The organism is Streptomyces sp. NPDC001700 (assembly GCF_053596435.1).
The window spans coordinates 156,332-172,506 of the sequence record NZ_JBSFGE010000011.1; the positions used below are offsets into that span (position 1 = coordinate 156,332).

Genomic DNA, 16,175 nt, shown 5'->3' on the forward strand with positions numbered 1-16,175 from the left:
CATGGGGACCTCGGCCGAACTGACGCGCTATGCGTGGCCGTCGATGTCGCCGCGCTCGCTGATCTGCCGGGCGATGTCCCGCAGTTTGATGTTGCGTTCCTGGGACACCCGCCGCAGCACGCCGAAGGCCTCGTCCTCGCCGATCTTGCGGCGTTCCATGAGGATGCCCATGGCCTCGCCGATGGTGTGCCGGGTGGTCAGCGCGTGCTGGAGCTGGTCGGCGGTGCGGGCGCTGGAGAAGGCGACCGCGGCGTGCGAGGCCAGCAGCCAGCCCGCCGTCTCACTGCCCTCGGTGAACACCGCCGGTCGCCGCGCGTACAGATTCAGGTAGCCGAGTTCCGCTTCGCGCGTGTAGAGCCGGAACGCCATCATGCTCCCGACGCCCTGCGCGTGAACCCGCCTCGCGAACTCGGGCCAGGCCTCCTGCGGCTCGGCGAAGTCCCGGATCCGGTAGACGGGACGGCTACGGAGCGCGGCGTCGAAGCACGGGCCCTCGGCGAGCTGATCCTGCGACTGGTCGGCGCGGACCACCAGCCCGTCCGTGGGGGCCAGGGTTTCCACCCGCTGACCGTGGAAGATCAGAATTCCGGCCGCGTCGCACCCCTCGACGATGTCCACGGCACACGCGGTGATCCGCTCCAGGGTCGCGTCGACCGAGTCCTGCGCCAGCAGGTCCCGCGCCATCGTCGCCATCCGCTCGGCGAACCGTGCCCACTCCATGACCACCCGTCCCTCTCGCCATCACCGCGTCTGCCGTGCGCCCAGGATGGGCACTGGGGGCGTTGCTCGACGTCAGGTTACGGGGAGGCCGGGAGGCCGCGCAGGTGTGTTGGCGGCGAAGCGGCCGACGCCCGGGGCCCGTTCGATCCTGTTGTCCGGGACGCGATCCGGACACGCTCTGATCAGCCCGGACACATCGTGGCTGTCCGGGACAGCCAGCATCTCTTGTTCCGGCCTCTCAGCGGTCAGCAGTCTCTGTGGCATGCCCTCGCCGAGGGCTGCTGAGAGGAGCGAGTCATGCGTATCGGACGAATTCTGGCGGGCACCGCACTGGGGGCCGTACTCGCGGTCGGAGCCGCGACGGTCCCCGCTCAGGCGGCCACCACTCCCGCGCCCCAGACCGTGTCGGCGGCCACCCCGATGGCCATGGAGTTCTACGACGACTACTGGACCCAGGGCGAGTGCCTGCGCGTGGCGAAGGCGGGCGTGAAGGCCGGGATGTGGAAGATCTACAGCTGCCAGCCGTCGGCTTGGGACTGGGACCTGTACGTCGGCTACTGACGTGGACTAGTCGACGATCACTTGGGACGGGCGACCGTCCCAAGTGGTCGTCGCCATCGTCCGCCGCATCCGCAGCCTGCTGGCGGCTGGTCCGAGCACCTCAACGATCACCACGGTCCTGCCGTGCCTGCGGGACACCGGCGACCGTCTTAGCTAGACGAGAACAGGGAGAGCCGTCGGGCCATGAACCAGGCGGGATCGCGCTTGGCGGCCCCGATGGCCACCTGCACCGGGGCATCCGCGGGGGTCTCGACGCCGCCGAGGGTGATGGCCTCCGTGGTGTACCGGAACGTGGCCATGCTGACGGGGGAGCTGAGGCGAAGCAGCTCGTCCAGCACTCCCGGTACGAGGTCCGGTGCGCGGCGCAGCCGTTCCACAGCAGGCCCTTGTCGGCGAAGAAGGCAGCGGTGCCGAGGGGCCGGTGTTCGGCTTGCCGGTCAGCGGGGCAGTGGGGACGGCTACGGTTCGATGAGTCCGGCACGGATGGCGTAGCGGGTGAGTTCGAGACGGTCTTTGAGGCCGAGTTTCTGCAGCAGGTTGGCGCGGTGGCGTTCGACGGTCTTGACGCTGATGACGAGCATGTCGGCGATCTGCTGGGAGGTGTGGCCTTCGGCGACGAGTTTGAGGATCTCCTCCTCGCGGTCGGTGATGGCCCGCTCGGGCACCGGCTCGCCCTGCCGGGCCCGGTCGAGGTGGTTGCGGATCAGGGCGTTGACGGCGCCGGGGTAGAGGAAGGGCTCGCCGCGCATGGTGGCGCGGCAGGCTTCGACGAGGTCGCGGTCGGCGACGGATTTCAGGACGTAGCCGGAGGCACCGGCGGCGAGGGCTTCGAAGAAGTACTGCTCGTTGTCGTACATCGTCAGCATCAGGATGCGGATACCGGGCTGGGTACGGTCGAGTTCGCGGGCGGCCTGGAGGCCGGTCATGCGGGGCATGGCGATGTCGAGGATGGCCAGGTCGGGGTGGTGGGCGCGGGCCGCTTCGAGGGCTTCGGCGCCGTTGCCGGCTTCGGCGACCACGGTCAGGTCGGGCTCGGCGTCGAGGATGAGGCGTACTCCGCGGCGGACCAGCTGGTGGTCGTCGGCGAGCAGGATGCGCGTTTCGGCTGCGGGCATGGTCAGTGGCTTTCGTGGTGGAGGGGCACGACGAGACGTACCTCGGTGCCGCTGTCGGGGCGGGGGCTCAGGGTGAGGTCGGCGCCGATGAGAAGGGCGCGTTCGCGCATGCCGCTGATGCCCGCCCCTTCGGCGGCGCCCTGGATGCCGTGGCCGTCGTCGCGGACGCTCAGCTCCATCCCCGCGGGGACGCGCTTGAGGGTGAGGTCGACGCGGCGGGCGCCCGAGTGGCGGGCGGCGTTGGTCAGGCCTTCCTGAGCGACGCGGTAGACGACGAGTTCCGTGTCGCGGCTCAGGGGCGGCAGGTCGGCGTCGACGTGGTGGCGTACGGCCAGGGTGGGGCCGGTGAACTCGCTGGTGAGGGCTTTGAGGGCGCTGGCCAGTCCGAGTTCTTCCAGGACGCCGGGGCGCAGTCGGCGGGCGATGCGGCGGATCTCGTCGAGGCTGGCGCGGGTGGTCTCCTGGACCTGGTGGAGTTCCTCGCGTACGGCGGATGGCGCGTGGTCGGCGACGCTTTTCAGCTCGAGCAGGACGGCGGTGAGGGTCTGGCCGATCTCGTCGTGGAGTTCCTGGGCGATGCGGTGGCGTTCGGCCTCTTGCGCGGACAGGGCGCGGACGGCGCTGGTGGCGCGTTCGGCCTCCAGCCGGTCGAGCATGGCGTTGAAGGTCGTGATCAGTTCGGCGACCTCGCCGTGGCCGCCGACGGCCGGACGCGTTCCCGGTCGCAGCAGGTCGGTGGTGGTCATGGCACGCGTGAGGCGTTGCAGCGGGGCGAGCCCGACGCGTAGCAGCACGCCGTTGGCGATGAGCATCGCGGCCAGTCCGGCGGTCAGGACGGCGGCCTCGGTGAGCAGGACGGGGGTGGAGACGGTGACCGGTCCCAGCAGCAGGGTGGTCGCCGCTATCAGCACCACGGCGTTGAGCAGGAAGATCCGCCAGAAGAGGGACATCGATACCGCCTCCTCCCGTCGCCGCGCCGACGGCTGCGACCGGTCCGGTTCCGCACACCGACGCGGGTGCCCTGGCTGCCGTCGAGGGGGCTTCGGCCCTTATAGCCAGACTGCCGGGTGCGGTGCGGCGGCGTCCATCGGTGCCGGTGCCCACATGACGGCCGCTCGTGGGGGTCGGGCCCCCGCCGAAATGGGTGCCGCACCCGATGGTGAGGCCGCGAGGCCGCGTGTGACGGTGGCATGGAGCCCGCCTTTTGCCGGTCCCCGGAGGGAGGAAGCCATGGCGCGGCCCGGCACCCAGCCCTCGCACGACGTCCAGGCGCGGACACAGCGAAGCGCCTCTCCCGGCGCCCACGGTCCGGCCGCAGGACACCCGAGCAGGGCGCACGCGGCCCGGCGGCGGCGCGGCCCGGCCCGGGCACTGCTGGCCCTCTCCGTGGTGATGCTGGTCATGGGCATGGTGCTGCCGCAGGGCCTGCTCCTCGCGGCCGGTCTGGTCACCGCGGGGGCGGCGCATCTGCTCGCGCCGCCACCCGACCGGGGCCGCCCCTTACGCGCGGCGCCGCGCCCCACCCGGCAGGGACCATCAGAGCCTGCCAGCCCCGGAACACCTGCCAGCCCCGGAACGAAGGAGGACGTATCCCCTCCCGCCAGCCGCGACACACCACACCCACCACGCTGCGGAAGGTCGTGACCCGTGGGACACGCTGACACCCTGCTCGCCATGGGCGGCGCCTTCCTGGCCGCCGCCGTCTTCGCCCGTCTCGGCAGACGGATCGGGCTGCCGACGATCCCGCTGTTCATCCTCGCCGGGATCCTGCTCGGCCCCCACACCCCGGGCCCGGTCCTGGTGGAGAACCCGCACGACTTCGAGATGCTCTCCGCGCTCGGGCTGGTCCTCCTGTTGTTCTACCTGGGGCTGGAGTTCCACCTCGACGATCTCAAGAGCGGCGGCAGGCGCCTGCTGGCCGCCGGTGGCACCTACCTGCTGCTGAACGTCGGCGCGGGGCTGGGATTCGGGTTCGCCCTGGGATGGGGAGCACGCGAAGCCCTGGTCCTCTCCGGCGTTCTGGGCATCTCCTCCTCCGCGATCGTCACCAAGATCCTCATCGACCTCGGTCGCCTCGCCCGCCCCGAGACCCGCCTGATCCTGGGCGTCACCGTTGTCGAGGACGTCTTCCTCGCCCTGTATCTGGCCGCGCTCCAGCCCGTCATCAGCGGCGCCCAGGGCGTCACGGAAACCCTCCTTCAAGCGGCCAAGGCGTTCGGCTTCCTGATGGTGCTGGCCATCGCGGCCCGCTACGGCACCCGCCTGATCGGGCGCCTGGTCGCGGTGCGCGACAACGAACTGCTGGTCACCACCTTCCTCGGCGCCGCCATACTCGTCGCGGGCGTTTCCGAGGTCCTCGGGGTGGTCGACGCCATCGGCGCCTTCATGGTCGGCCTGATCCTCGCCGGAACCCCCTCCGGGCCTCGGATCCGCGAACTGGTGCATCCGCTGCGCGACGCCTTCGCCGCCATCTTCTTCTTCGCCTTCGGCCTGGCCATCAACCCCGCGAACCTCGCCTCCGTCGCCGTACCGGTCGCCGCCGCGACCGCACTGACCATCGCCATGAACGTGGTCGCGGGACTGTTCGCGGCACGCCTGTACCGCTACGGCCCCCAGCAGGCCGCGAACATCGCCACCACGCTCCTGGGACGTGGCGAGTTCGCGCTGATCCTGGCCGCCATGGCCGCCGGTGCGGGACTCGATGACCGCCTCGCCCCGTTCATCGCCGGGTACGTCCTCGTCCTCGCCGTCCTCAGCCCCATCGTCGCCGGGCGCTCGCACCTCCTCGCCCGCGCCCTGCACGCCGCCCCCTTCCTGCCGCCCGGCGACCGCCCCCGCCCTCCCACGCCCGCCGCCCCACAGGCCGACCCGGCCCGGTGAGCACCGATCCGGCACCGGGACGGACGGGCGTTCCCGGGCACGCGTAGGAACTCGGAGGGCATGTCGAGCTCCACAGCGAACTGACCGCCCTCGCCCAGGACACGCACGCCGTCACCGCGACCGTGCGGCACTCCGACGGCGGCGAAGACGTGATCCGGGCCCGTTACCTCATGGCCGCCGACGGGGGCCGTGGTGGTCCACTTCACCGCTCCCGGTGCGCAGCCGGACGTCGGCCGGGACACCGCACCGCAGGCGCTGCGGCGGTTACTCCAGCACCGCACGGGACACGACCTCACGGTCCGCGAGGTCCGCTGGGTATCCGCTCTCCGGATCCGGGCGGCGATGGCCGACCGCTTCCGTATCGACCGCGTGTTCCTCGCGGGAGACGCGGCGCACACCCGAGGAAGCGGTGCGGGTCTGCCGGATCGGCAAACCCGGACCGGACCCGCAGGGCACCGACCTCACCGACCCAACCGACCTCACCGACATCGCGGGGCACGAACCGCCGTGGCGGCATAGCCGACCTGGGAGACTGCCCTCCATGACCACGCAGCAACGCCGGATTCTCGTCATCGGTATCGGAGCGGGCGACCCCGACCACCTGACGCTCGGGGCGGTCAAGGCGATGCGCCGCGCCGACGTGTTCTTCATCGTCGGCAAGGGGGACGCCAAGTCCTCCCTCACGGATCTGCGTCACCGCATGCTGGAGGAGCACGCGCGGGGGCCCTACCGGGTCGTGGAGGTGGACGACCCGAGCAGGGACCGGCGTCCGATGGACCGGGGCGAGTACACCTCGGCCGTCCAGGACTGGCGCACCCGCCGCGCGGACCTCTTCGAGGACATGCTGCGCGAGGAGATGACGGCCGACGAGACGGGCGCGTTCCTCGTGTGGGGCGATCCGTCGTTGTACGACAGCACCCTCGGCATCCTCGCCGACATCGAGCAACGCGGCGCCGTCGCGCCGGACATCGAGGTCATCCCCGGCATCAGCAGTGTCTCCTCGCTCGCCGCACGCCACCGCATCCCCCTGAACCAGGTGGGACGGCCGGTGCACATCACCCCGGCCCGACGGCTCTCCGACGTGGGCCAGAACGACGAGGGCGACATCGTCGTGATGCTCGACGCGCACGAGTCGTTCACGCGCGTCGAAGGAGACGACGTCTGGATCTACTGGGGCGCCTACCTCGGCACACCGGACGAGCTGCTGGTGGCGGGCCCCCTGCGGGAGGTGTCCGACCGCATCCGGCGGGTGCGGGCCGAGGCGCGTGAGCGGCATGGGTGGATCATGGACACGTATCTGCTGCGCATGAGGGAGCAGCCGACCGCGCCTGAGGGACCGTAACCGCCTCTCCGCTGGGTCGGCGACGACACCCTGTGGGGTGTCAACCGGCGCCACGAAGACACTAGCCTCGACCGCGGATCATCGACAACAGCAGCCCGTGAGTCTCGGCGTCCGAGGCCACGACGAGCCCTCGGCCCGCCTGCCCGATCGGCGTGCCATCGACTCCGGTGATGACGCAGCCAGCGGCCCGGCACAGAGCGATACCGGCGGCGAAGTGCACGCTCCCGGCGAGGTCACCGCCATCGGTGACGTATGCGGCGCGCTTTCCGGCCGCGACCCAGGCCAGCGCCAGCGTCGTGGACACGACTCGTGGCCGGAACCGTTCGACGAACCCGGGGTGAGCGAGCACGTCCACGGCCCTGAATCCAGGCGCGCTCGGAAAGGGCGGATCCAGGTTCACGTCCACCAACTGGGTGGCAGCCGTCGGCGCCAGCCGCGTGTCGCCCCCGTCGTGCCGAACCCAAGCGGTCGCGCCGTCCTCAGGCCGCGCGGCACGGATGACGCCGAGGATCGCCTCCTCGGCCGCCACATCGGCGTCAGTGGCGAAGTCCCCGGCACCTTTGTCGATGCGGGTGAGCCGCCGCCCGTACCTGGCGCGTACGGCCTCCGCACCGGCACGCGCGGCGGCTATCGCGAAGCGGGCATCACATCATGGCCTGGTGGACTTCGTCCGGGGCGAGCGCGCGGTGGGGGAGGGGGGACGGGCCGCTCCGGTCGCGGCGCATGCCGTCCAGGATGAGGGTGAAGTAGCGCTTCCACAGGTCCGGTGCGACGGCCCTGCCGTTCTGGGTGACGGCTCCGAGCATGATGTGGATGAAGGGGAAGTCCGTCGCCTCGATGTCGTCGCGGAGCGGGCCGTGCTGCTGGGCCCGCGCGAAGACATCGCCGATCAGGGGGTGGAGATGCTCCCGGACGGCGTCCACCCGGGGCCTGCTGTGCGCGCCGCCCAGCAGGACCTCTCTCAGTCCGCGGCTTTCGGCGAAGCGCTGGGCGGTGGCCTGGAGGAACTCCACGAGCCCCTCCCAGGGATCGTCCCGGGTGAGGACCTGCTCCGCATGCGCGACCACCTGCCGCACCGCGTCTTCGAAGACGGCCTCGATGAGTTCCTCGCGGCCCGAGAAGCGGCGGTAGACGGTACCGACACCGACCCCCGCGTGATGGGCGATGTCATCGAGGGTGACGTCCAGCCCTCGTTCGGCGAAGACCTCCTGAGCAGCGGCGATGATGCGCTGCCGATTGCGTTCGGCGTCCGCCCGCAGAGGGCGCGCCGGAGTGTTCCCGGAGGGCGGGGTGGAGACGGATCGGCTGCTCATGAGTCCACTGTACCCCGTAACCGGAGAAGGGATCTCCGGTTTGGTGCTACAGTGGCTGCCGTAAGTGGAGATGTCATCTCCGCTTAGCGTCTGCTGCGCCGAAGAAAGGACCGCCATGAACAAGCCGCGCGCCCTGATCGTGGGCATGGGGATCGGGGGCCTGTCCACGGCCCTGCGCCTGCACGACATCGGCTGGGAAACCCTGATCGTCGAGCGCGCTCCCCGGCGCCGTCCCGCGGGCTACTTCATCGGGCTGTTCGACACCGGCAAGTACGCCGCGCAGCGGATGGGCGTGCTCGACGCCATCGGCAACCGGGCCACCTACGAGAGCAAGACGTACGACATCGACCGCAAAGGCCGCCGACGGCCCGGCCTGGGATACGGCGACCTGCCCGGCTCTCCCCGCCTGCTGCTCCGGGGCGACATCGAGGCCGCCCTCTACGACTCCGTCGAGCCCCTCACCGACATCCGCTACGGCACGACACCGGCGGCCATGGAGGAGCACCCCGGTGGTGTGGACGTCACGCTGCGCACCACCTCGGGAGCGGCCACCGTCGAGACCACGGAGCGGTTCGACCTCGTGGTGGGGGCCGACGGCCTGCGCTCCACCGTGCGCCCGATGGTCTTCGGCCCCCACGCCGACTACCTGCGCCCGTTCCACCACATCATCGCCGCCACGGTCCTCAAAGAACCCGTACCCGGCTACGCACTCACCGACGGCATCATCCTGGCGGAACCGGGCCGTTCCGCCTGGGTCTTCGCCTTCTCCGACCACCGGCCGGGGCTGCTGCTCTCCTACCGCACCGACGACGAGGACGCGGAGTTCCGGCGCCCGCCCATCGAGTCGCTGCGCCGCGCCTTCGGCCCCGAACCCGGCGGACCGGTGCTGGAGAACCTCCTCCAGCAGTTCGAGCAGGCCGACGACTACCTCTTCGACTCCGTCCACCAGGTGGTGATGCCGACCTGGCACACCGACCGCGTCGTCCTCCTCGGCGACGCCGCTTGGTGCCCGACGCTGTACTCCGGCATGGGCGCCTCCAGCGCCATCGTCGGCGCCGACCTCCTCGGCACCATGCTCCAGCGCAACCCGGGCAATCCCTCGCGCGCACTGCGCGAGTGGGACCAGAAGCTGCGGCCCTTCATCACCACCATGCAAGAACACGGCCGCAAGGAACTGGGGATGTTCGTCCCCCAGACCCGCCGGGACAAGCTCAGCCGCACCCTCATCACCTCGCTGGCGGGCAACCCGGTCGGCAAGCGCGTGATGAAGACCCTCCTCGCGGGCTCGTTCAAGGACAAGTCCATCGACCCCGCCGCCGCCTGATCCGCCGACCGTGACGGCGCCAGCCGTGGGCCCACCGCCTTCTGGGCGAAGATCCACGTGATGGCGCTCCACGACAACTGCCTGAGCACCGTCGCGCTGCTCCAGGAACCGGACGGCCACCCCGGGCGGCGAGCCCCACGGCTTCACGACGAAGCGATGGGGGTACGACCTGGCCGCTGCCGCTGTCCACCGGCAGATGCCGGAAGGTCCTCGGTTCAGGACTGCTCGCGGCGTACGGCTGTCCAGCCCCCGCGGACCGTGTCGCGGAAGGTGATCGGGGTGTGGCCGGTGCGGTGGTGGAAGTACTTGCTGAAGTGGGTCGCGCTGGAGAAGCCGAGGCGGTCGGCGATGCGGGCGGCGGCCTGGTCGCTGTGGGCCAGGAGGCGCTTGGCCTCCAGGACGACGCGGCGGTCGATGAACTCCTTGGCGCCGAGACCGGCGGCGGCGAGCGTGGCGCGGGAGAGGGTGCGGACCGAGTAGCCGAGCGTTTCGGCGTAGTCCTCCACCCGGCGGGTGCGCGCGAAGTCCCGTTCCACGGCATCGCGGAAGCGCAGGTAGGTGGCGTCGGGTTCGGGGGCGGGGCTGCCGGCGGGGGCGGTGAGGTGGGCCAGCCGCAGGACGAGGACCGCGAGCAGGTGGCGGAGGGCCGCGGTGTGGACCTCGAGGGGCAGGTGTCCGAGGGCGTGGAACTCGGTGGTGAGGTGGTCGGCGGCCAGCCGCAGGGCCGCTTCGTCGTCGGGGAGGGGGCGGCGCAGGATCGGGGCGTGCGGGTCTTCTGTGCTCGCGCCGTGTGTGGTGGCCGGGTCGAGGAAGTCCTGGCCGAAGAGGACCAGGGTGCCGTCGGCGTGGGTGAGGTCGCCCCACTGCTGGACCTGCCCGGGGCGTACCCAGAGCCAGGAGCCGGGTTCGAGGGCGTAGGCGGTGAAGTCGACCGTGTGCCACAGGGTCCCGCCGGTGAGGGTGATCAGGTGGTGGAAGCCCGGGCGCTGGGGGACCACGAGCCGCTCTGCGGGGACCCGGTGGCGCAGGTCTGCGAGGGACAGCACTTCTACGCCGGCGGGGGTGCCTGCGGGTGCGGCGAAGGAGATCTCCGGGATGCCTCGATCGGCATCGTGTCGCTTTTTGACCATGGTGAGTCGTCAGCGTATCCGATTCGGCCTGCTCAGCGCCCATAACGTGAAGGTGTCAGCTCGTCCGGAGCCGAGCCGATGTCGGAAAGCAGTAAGAGGTGAGGAGCGACCACAACCTTCCAAGCCTCCCCTACAACCTGACCTTGCGAGGAGAACCGTCATGAGCAACGCCAAGAACACCGTCCTGACCGCAGCCGGTGAGCTGTTCGGAAAGAAGGACCCGAGCGCGGTGGACCGCTGGGCCGCCGCCGATTACCGCCAGCACAGCGCCCTGGCCGCCGACGGCCCCGAGGCGCTGCGCCAGCTGGTCGCCGGGCTGCCGGAGGGCTTCCGGTACGAGGGCGCCCGGGTGATCGCCGACGGCGACCTGGTCGTCCTGCACGGCACGTACCACGGCTTCGGCCCCGTCCCGCTGGTCGCCTTCGACATCTTCCGCGTCGACGCCGACGGCAAGCTCGCCGAGCACTGGGACGCCCTGACCCCGCTGGTCGAGGACACCGCCTCCGGCCGCTCCCAGACCGACGGCCCCACCGAGCCGGGCGACCAGGACAAGACCGAGGCCAACCGCGCCTTGGTGGGGGAGTTCGCCGAGAAGGTCCTCAAGGGCGCCGACTACTCGGTCCTGACCGACTACATCTCGACCGAGACCTACCACCAGCACAACCCGGAAGCGGCCGACGGCCTCGACGGCTTCGGCGCCGCCGTCGCGAAGTGGTCCGAGCAGGGCAAGAACCTCGTCTACAAGACCGTCCACAAGGTCATCGCCGACGGTGACTTCGTCCTGGTCCAGTCCGAGGGCGAGTTCGGCGTCCCCGCCGCGTACTACGACCTCTTCCGTGTCCAGGACGGCAAGATCGTCGAGCACTGGGACGTCGTCGTCCCCGTGCCCGCCGAACTCCCGCACTCCAACGGCCTGTTCTGACACCGGACCGGCACCCCCGCCGAGGTGGCCCCCGGGCCCGACCACGCCGCAGTGCCCCACCGGCGAACGGGTGAGGGCACTACGGCGTGCCGTGCGCCAGACCTACGACCCGTCACGTGCCCCACTGCCCGGAGGACAACCGTGTACGCCCCGACCGCACTGCCGATCGCCGCCTACCGCGCCGCCGTCGCCCTGGACGAGCCGTTCCGGCCCGCCATCTGCCATGAACCGGATCAACGGTCCGATGGCCTGGTCCGCGAGGCGCTCGGCCTGCTGGGCGACGACCCGGCGGCAGTGCGGGCCGGGCTGCGCCCCGGCGCGGCGGACCGGCTCGACGATGCCGCCGCCCGGCGACTCCTGCGCGCTGTGCTGACCGTCCGGGAGGCAGCCCCTCTGCCCGGCGGGACCGCCCGTGTGCTGGACGCGCTCCTGTCCGGCGAACGCGTGGCGCGCGGCACCACCGACGCCGCCTCGCTGCCCACCATCCGCACCACACTTCCCCCCACCACATACCGGGCCGCCGACCGTACGGCGCTCTGGCAGGGCGACATCACCACCCTTGGCGCCGATGCCGTCGTGAACGCCGCCAACAGCGCCTTGCTCGGCTGCTTCGCCCCGATGCACCCGTGTATCGACAACGCCATCCACGCCGCGGCCGGCCCCCGCCTGCGCGCCGACTGCCACACGATCATGACCCGGCAGGGCCACCCGGAACCGACCGGCACCGCCAAGATCACCCGTGGTTACCAGCTGCCCGCCCGCTACGTCCTGCACACCGTCGGCCCCATCGTCGACGGCCCTTTGCGCCCGGTGCACGAACAGGCGCTGGCGGCCTCGTACCGTGCTTGTCTCGACCTCGCCGCCGAGGTCGACGGTCTGCGCACCGTCGCGTTCTGCGGCATCAGCACCGGCGTCTTCGGCTACCCCCGGAAGCCCGCTGCCCGCACCGCCCTGGACACCGTGGCCGACTGGCTCGCGACCCACCCCGGACGGCTCGACCGCGTGATCTTCAACGTGTACGCGGACGACGACCACGCCGCCTACACCCAGGCACTGACCGAAGGGACCCCGTCCCGATGAACCAGCCCGTCTTCGACCTGGCAGCCGCCGTCGGCACGATACGCACCTGGCTCTCGGAGGCCGATCGCGTCCTGATCACCGCCGGGGCCGGACTGAGCGCCGCCGCCGGATACGACTACGGCGACGAGGACCGCTTTCGGCAGCTCTTTCCCGCCCTGTACCGCCGTGGCCTGCGCTCCCGCTACATGGTCGGCGTGCCCCTGCCGCCGGCGCTGTTGTGGGGCTACTGGGCCGTCCATATCGACGACGTTCGCTTCTCCACCGCCCCCAACCCCCTTTACCAGCGGCTGCGCGCACTGGTCGACGGCAAGGACCAGTGGGTGATGACGTCCAACGTGGACGGTCTCTTCGCCCGGGGTGGCTTCGCGCCCGACCGGATCTTCACCCCGCAGGGCGACTACGGCCGTTACCAGTGCGGCACCCCCTGCACTCCCGCCACGTGGGACAGCCGCCCTCTCGTCGGACAGCTCCTCGCCGCCTACGACCCGGCCACCGGCGCCGTCACCGCCCCCGCTGCCCTGCCCCGATGCCCGAACTGCGGAGGCGAGGTCGAGATCAACGTCCGCGTCGGCCCCCAGTTCGTCGACACCCCGTACCTCCCCGCGGGCCACCGCCTCCAGGAGTGGCTGGGCACGGCGCCCGCCGATACCCGCCTGCTGATCCTGGAGTTCGGCGCCGGATTCAACACCCCCGGCGTGATCCGGCGGCCTGGCGAACACCTCGCCCGCCACTTCCCCGCCGCACGTCTCGTCCGCGTCAACCCCGACCATCCCGAAACCCCCGCCGACCTCGCCGATCGGGCCCTGCCGGTCCCCGTCGGCGCGGGCCGCCTGCTGGACATACTCACCGCGCCGCACCGGCGCCCGACCCTACGGTGACACCATGAGCGCCCCGGAAAAGAACAAGGCCGCGGCCAAAGCGTTCTACCACTCCGGGCTTTGGACGACGATGCGCAGGTGGGGTTGGCCGGGGGTGATGGGTCCGGCCGGGAATCAGGCGGGGTAGGCGTGTGTCTGGGCGGCCTTGACCGCCGCCCACACCGTGGCGCCCGGGTGGAGTTCGAGTTCGGTCGCGGCGACCGTGGTGAGGTCCGCGGCGAGGCGGAGGTCGCCGGTGAGGTCGGCACGTACCTGGTCGCCGTTGGTCTCCAGGCCGGTGACCTCGCAGTGCCAGAGGTTGCGGGCGCTGGAGCCGGTAGGGCAGTCGCGGTACAGGGTGACCGCGCTCGGCGGGAACGCGACGAAGACCGGACCCGTCAGATCGTCCGTGGTCGTGACCTCGGGCCCGCCGTCGACGCGCACCGTGTGGCCCTCGGCCTCGCCCCGGTAGAGGTTGAGGCCGACCAGGTGTGCGATGTAGTCCGTGCGCGGGCGGCGGGCGATATCGGGCGGGGCGCCCTCCTGGACGATCTGGCCGTCCTCGATGACGACGAGGTGGTCGGCCAGGACCATGGCGTCGAGCGGGTCGTGGGTGACCAGCACGGCGACCGCCTCGAACTCGGCCAAGTGGCGGCGGAGCCGGGCGCGGACGTCGAGGCGGGTGCGGGCGTCGAGGGCGGCGAGGGGTTCGTCGAGGAGCAGCAGCCGGGGGCGGGTGGCCAGGGCGCGGGCGAGGGCGACGCGCTGGGCCTGCCCGCCGGAGAGGCGGCGGGGTTTGGCTCCGGCGTGGTCGGCGAGGCCCATGTGGTCCAGCCACTCGGCGGCCTCCGCACGGGCCTCCGCCTTGGTGGCGCCGTGGCAGCGGAGGCCGAAGGCCACGTTGTCGAGTGCGGAGAGGTGGGGGAAGAGCAGATAGTCCTGGAAGACCACACCGACCGGGCGGGACTCCGGGGGCGTACGGTCCAACTCGGCGCCGTCCAGCCGGAGATGGCCGCCGGTGAGCGGGGTGAGTCCGGCGAGCGCGCGCAGGGCGGTGGTCTTGCCCGCGCCGTTGGGGCCGAGGAGCGCGACGACGTCACCGGGCGTCGCGGTCAGCGCCACGTCGAGACGGAACGAACCGCGCTCGATCACGAGCCGGGCGTTGAGCCCCGCACCGCCCCGGGCACCCGTCGTGCTGTGCGTCGTCTTCTCGGTGTGGGTCATGAGGCGGTCATCCAGCGGTCACGGAGCCCGGCCAGTACCGCGATGGACACGGCCAGCAGGACCAGGCTGAGGGCGATGGCCGCGTCCGGGTCGTTCTGGAGGGCGAGGTAGACGGCGAGCGGCATGGTCTGGGTGCGGCCGGGGAAGTTGCCCGCGAACGTGATCGTCGCGCCGAACTCGCCCAGCGCGCGGGCCCACGCGAGCACGGCGCCCGCCGCGATGCCGGGGGCGATGAGGGGGAGCGTGACCCGGCGGAAGGCCGTGAAGCGGGAGGCGCCCAGGGTGGTGGCGGCCTCCTCGTAGCGGGGGTCGGCGGCGCGCAGCGTGCCCTCGACGCTGATGACGAGGAACGGCATCGCCACGAACGCCTCGGCCACCACAACCCCCGTGGTGGTGAACGGCAGCGTGATCCCGAACCAGGAGTCCAGCCACTGCCCGACGACCCCGTTGCGCCCGAGCGCCATCAGCAGCGCCACACCGCCCACCACCGGCGGCAGGACGAGCGGCAGGGTCACCAGCGCCCGTACGAGGCCACGCCCGGGGAACTCGACCCGGGCCAGCAGCCAGGCGAGCGGTACACCGACGACCAGACTCACCGCGGTCGCGGCCGTGGCGCAGACCAGGGAGAGCTGGAGCGCCTGCCAGACCTCGGTGCTGGTCAGCAGGTCGGGCAGGCTGCGCCAGGGGGCCCGGACCAGCAGGGCGACGAGCGGGACGAGCAGGAACGCCAGGCCGATCAGCGCGGGCAGGAGCAGCGGCAGCGGGGCGCCCTTGCGGACCCGGCCACGGACACGGCCCCGGTCCCGGCCGCGCCGCGGAGCGCCCTCCAAGGTCTCCGCGGCGTCTGCCTTGTCCTGCGGGGCCTGCGAGGTCACGGCTTCAGGAACCCGGCCTTGCCGAGCACCTTCTGGCCCTCGGCGGACTGCACCAGCTGGATGAACGCCTTGGCCGCGGGGGCGTTGGGGGCGTTCTTCAGCGAGGCGATCGGGTAGTCGTTGATGGCCTTGGCCGACTCGGGGAACTCCACGCCCTGCACCTTGTCGCCCGCCGCCTTCACATCGGTCTTGTAGACGACGGCCGCGTCGGCCTCCTTCAACTGCACCTTGTTCAGGGCGCTCTTGACGTCCTGCTCGTAGGAGACCGGGGTGAGCTTGAGCTTGCTGGCGTCAAGGGCCTTCTGAGCGGCGGCCCCGCACGGGACCGTCTTGTCGCACAGGACGACCTTCAGCCCGGACTTGGTGAGGCTCTTCAGGGAAGAGATCTTGTCGGGGTTGCCCGGCAGGGTGGCGATCTCCAGCTGATTGCGCACGAAGGTGGCGGGCTTGCCGGAGGTGTCCCCCTTGTCCATGACGGTCTTCATCGTCTTGGGGCTGGCGGCGGCGAACACGTCGGCCGGGGCGCCACCGGTGATGCTCGCGGCGAGGGCGTCGCTGCCACCGAAGCTGAAGGTCACCTTCGTGCCGGGGTGCTCCTTCTCGAAGGTCTTCTTCAGCTCGGTGAAGCTCTCCTTCAGCGAGGCGGCCGCGAAGACGGTCACCGTGCCGGACACCTTGTCCGAGGCGGAGCCGGAATCGGAGGAGTCCGACTTCTTCGACGAGGAATCGCCGGACGACGAGCAGGCGCTGAGGGCCAGCAGGGCTGCGGCGCCAGCAGCAGCCACCTGCGACGTCCGGCGGGTCCGGCGCGCGGAACGGGTCATCACGGGTC

General features: G+C 71.4%; 19 protein-coding genes and 1 pseudogene. 10 read left to right on the forward strand and 10 right to left on the reverse strand.

The genetic code is table 11. The annotated features are described in order from the left end of the window. Positions 1–27: 27 nt before the first annotated feature. Positions 28–720 carry a GAF and ANTAR domain-containing protein gene (locus ACWC5C_RS21715; protein WP_450877590.1) on the reverse strand — a complete coding sequence of 231 codons (693 nt, stop codon included), beginning with the start codon at positions 718–720 and terminating at the stop codon, positions 28–30. Between the two features lie 297 nt (positions 721–1,017). Between ACWC5C_RS21715 and ACWC5C_RS21720 the strand changes: the two genes are divergently transcribed. After that, on the forward strand, positions 1,018–1,281 hold the full coding sequence (locus ACWC5C_RS21720; RefSeq protein ID WP_450877592.1) for a hypothetical protein: 264 nt from the start codon (positions 1,018–1,020) through the stop codon (positions 1,279–1,281). Between the two features lie 149 nt (positions 1,282–1,430). On the opposite strand, the gene ACWC5C_RS21725 is transcribed toward ACWC5C_RS21720, so the two are convergent. The 3 genes from ACWC5C_RS21725 to ACWC5C_RS21735 all read right to left on the reverse strand — a co-directional run bounded on the left by ACWC5C_RS21725 (position 1,431) and on the right by ACWC5C_RS21735 (position 3,346). Beyond that, positions 1,431–1,658: a cytochrome P450 gene (locus ACWC5C_RS21725; protein ID WP_450877594.1), complete on the reverse strand. Its 228-nt coding sequence runs from the start codon at positions 1,656–1,658 to the stop codon at positions 1,431–1,433. Positions 1,659–1,739: 81 nt separating this feature from the next. Next, positions 1,740–2,396 carry a response regulator gene (locus ACWC5C_RS21730; protein WP_450877596.1) on the reverse strand — a complete coding sequence of 219 codons (657 nt, stop codon included), beginning with the start codon at positions 2,394–2,396 and terminating at the stop codon, positions 1,740–1,742. A 2-nt stretch (positions 2,397–2,398) separates the two neighbouring features. Beyond that, on the reverse strand, positions 2,399–3,346 hold the full coding sequence (locus ACWC5C_RS21735) for a HAMP domain-containing sensor histidine kinase (protein ID WP_450877598.1): 948 nt from the start codon (positions 3,344–3,346) through the stop codon (positions 2,399–2,401). A 280-nt stretch (positions 3,347–3,626) separates the two neighbouring features. On the opposite strand from ACWC5C_RS21735, the gene ACWC5C_RS21740 reads away from it, so the two are divergent. The 5 genes and pseudogenes from ACWC5C_RS21740 to cobF all read left to right on the forward strand — a co-directional run bounded on the left by ACWC5C_RS21740 (position 3,627) and on the right by cobF (position 6,618). Beyond that, positions 3,627–4,040 carry a hypothetical protein gene (locus ACWC5C_RS21740; protein ID WP_450877600.1) on the forward strand — a complete coding sequence of 138 codons (414 nt, stop codon included), beginning with the start codon at positions 3,627–3,629 and terminating at the stop codon, positions 4,038–4,040. Positions 4,041–4,043: 3 nt separating this feature from the next. Continuing rightward, positions 4,044–5,276: a cation:proton antiporter gene (locus ACWC5C_RS21745; RefSeq protein WP_450877602.1), complete on the forward strand. Its 1,233-nt coding sequence runs from the start codon at positions 4,044–4,046 to the stop codon at positions 5,274–5,276. 65 nt (positions 5,277–5,341) lie between these two features. Further along, positions 5,342–5,458, forward strand: a pseudogene (locus ACWC5C_RS21750) (FAD-dependent monooxygenase); the annotation flags it as partial. A 10-nt stretch (positions 5,459–5,468) separates the two neighbouring features. After that, positions 5,469–5,795 (forward strand): FAD-dependent monooxygenase, encoded by a 327-nt coding sequence (locus ACWC5C_RS21755; RefSeq protein WP_450877604.1) that lies wholly within the window; start codon positions 5,469–5,471, stop codon positions 5,793–5,795. Between the two features lie 22 nt (positions 5,796–5,817). Continuing rightward, positions 5,818–6,618 carry a precorrin-6A synthase (deacetylating) gene (cobF, locus tag ACWC5C_RS21760; protein ID WP_450877606.1) on the forward strand — a complete coding sequence of 267 codons (801 nt, stop codon included), beginning with the start codon at positions 5,818–5,820 and terminating at the stop codon, positions 6,616–6,618. 61 nt (positions 6,619–6,679) lie between these two features. Here cobF and ACWC5C_RS21765 read toward each other — a convergent pair whose 3' ends face one another. Together ACWC5C_RS21765 and ACWC5C_RS21770 are read right to left on the reverse strand one after the other, a co-directional pair. Then, on the reverse strand, positions 6,680–7,249 hold the full coding sequence (locus tag ACWC5C_RS21765) for an inositol monophosphatase family protein (RefSeq protein ID WP_450877858.1): 570 nt from the start codon (positions 7,247–7,249) through the stop codon (positions 6,680–6,682). 13 nt (positions 7,250–7,262) lie between these two features. Continuing rightward, a complete protein-coding gene (locus tag ACWC5C_RS21770; protein ID WP_450877608.1) occupies positions 7,263–7,931 on the reverse strand; it encodes a TetR/AcrR family transcriptional regulator in 669 nt (222 codons plus the stop codon). A 115-nt stretch (positions 7,932–8,046) separates the two neighbouring features. On the opposite strand from ACWC5C_RS21770, the gene ACWC5C_RS21775 reads away from it, so the two are divergent. Continuing rightward, positions 8,047–9,255 (forward strand): FAD-dependent monooxygenase, encoded by a 1,209-nt coding sequence (locus ACWC5C_RS21775; RefSeq protein ID WP_450877610.1) that lies wholly within the window; start codon positions 8,047–8,049, stop codon positions 9,253–9,255. A 215-nt stretch (positions 9,256–9,470) separates the two neighbouring features. Here ACWC5C_RS21775 and ACWC5C_RS21780 read toward each other — a convergent pair whose 3' ends face one another. Further along, positions 9,471–10,385 (reverse strand): helix-turn-helix transcriptional regulator, encoded by a 915-nt coding sequence (locus ACWC5C_RS21780; RefSeq protein ID WP_450877612.1) that lies wholly within the window; start codon positions 10,383–10,385, stop codon positions 9,471–9,473. A gap of 160 nt (positions 10,386–10,545) precedes the next feature. Here ACWC5C_RS21780 and ACWC5C_RS21785 point away from each other — a divergent pair, with 160 nt between their 5' ends. The 3 genes from ACWC5C_RS21785 (at position 10,546) to ACWC5C_RS21795 (ending at position 13,265) form a co-directional block, all read left to right on the forward strand. Then, positions 10,546–11,307: a nuclear transport factor 2 family protein gene (locus tag ACWC5C_RS21785; protein WP_450877614.1), complete on the forward strand. Its 762-nt coding sequence runs from the start codon at positions 10,546–10,548 to the stop codon at positions 11,305–11,307. Positions 11,308–11,448: 141 nt separating this feature from the next. Then, complete coding sequence (locus ACWC5C_RS21790) at positions 11,449–12,387, forward strand: protein-ADP-ribose hydrolase (protein ID WP_450877616.1); 939 nt, start codon at positions 11,449–11,451, stop codon at positions 12,385–12,387. Beyond that, positions 12,384–13,265: an NAD-dependent protein deacetylase of SIR2 family gene (locus ACWC5C_RS21795; RefSeq protein ID WP_450877618.1), complete on the forward strand. Its 882-nt coding sequence runs from the start codon at positions 12,384–12,386 to the stop codon at positions 13,263–13,265. The genes ACWC5C_RS21790 and ACWC5C_RS21795 overlap by 4 nt, the downstream gene beginning before the upstream one ends. Before the next feature lie 114 nt (positions 13,266–13,379). Here ACWC5C_RS21795 and ACWC5C_RS21800 read toward each other — a convergent pair whose 3' ends face one another. From ACWC5C_RS21800 to modA, 3 genes are read right to left on the reverse strand one after another with little or no spacing between them, the layout of a single operon-like run. Continuing rightward, positions 13,380–14,468 carry an ABC transporter ATP-binding protein gene (locus ACWC5C_RS21800; protein WP_450877620.1) on the reverse strand — a complete coding sequence of 363 codons (1,089 nt, stop codon included), beginning with the start codon at positions 14,466–14,468 and terminating at the stop codon, positions 13,380–13,382. Further along, positions 14,465–15,343, reverse strand: coding sequence for a molybdate ABC transporter permease subunit (gene modB, locus ACWC5C_RS21805; protein WP_450877622.1), 879 nt, complete (start codon positions 15,341–15,343; stop codon positions 14,465–14,467). Before modB ends, ACWC5C_RS21800 begins: the two co-directional genes overlap by 4 nt. Continuing rightward, a complete protein-coding gene (gene modA / locus ACWC5C_RS21810; protein ID WP_450877624.1) occupies positions 15,340–16,167 on the reverse strand; it encodes a molybdate ABC transporter substrate-binding protein in 828 nt (275 codons plus the stop codon). Before modA ends, modB begins: the two co-directional genes overlap by 4 nt. Positions 16,168–16,175: the final 8 nt, after the last annotated feature.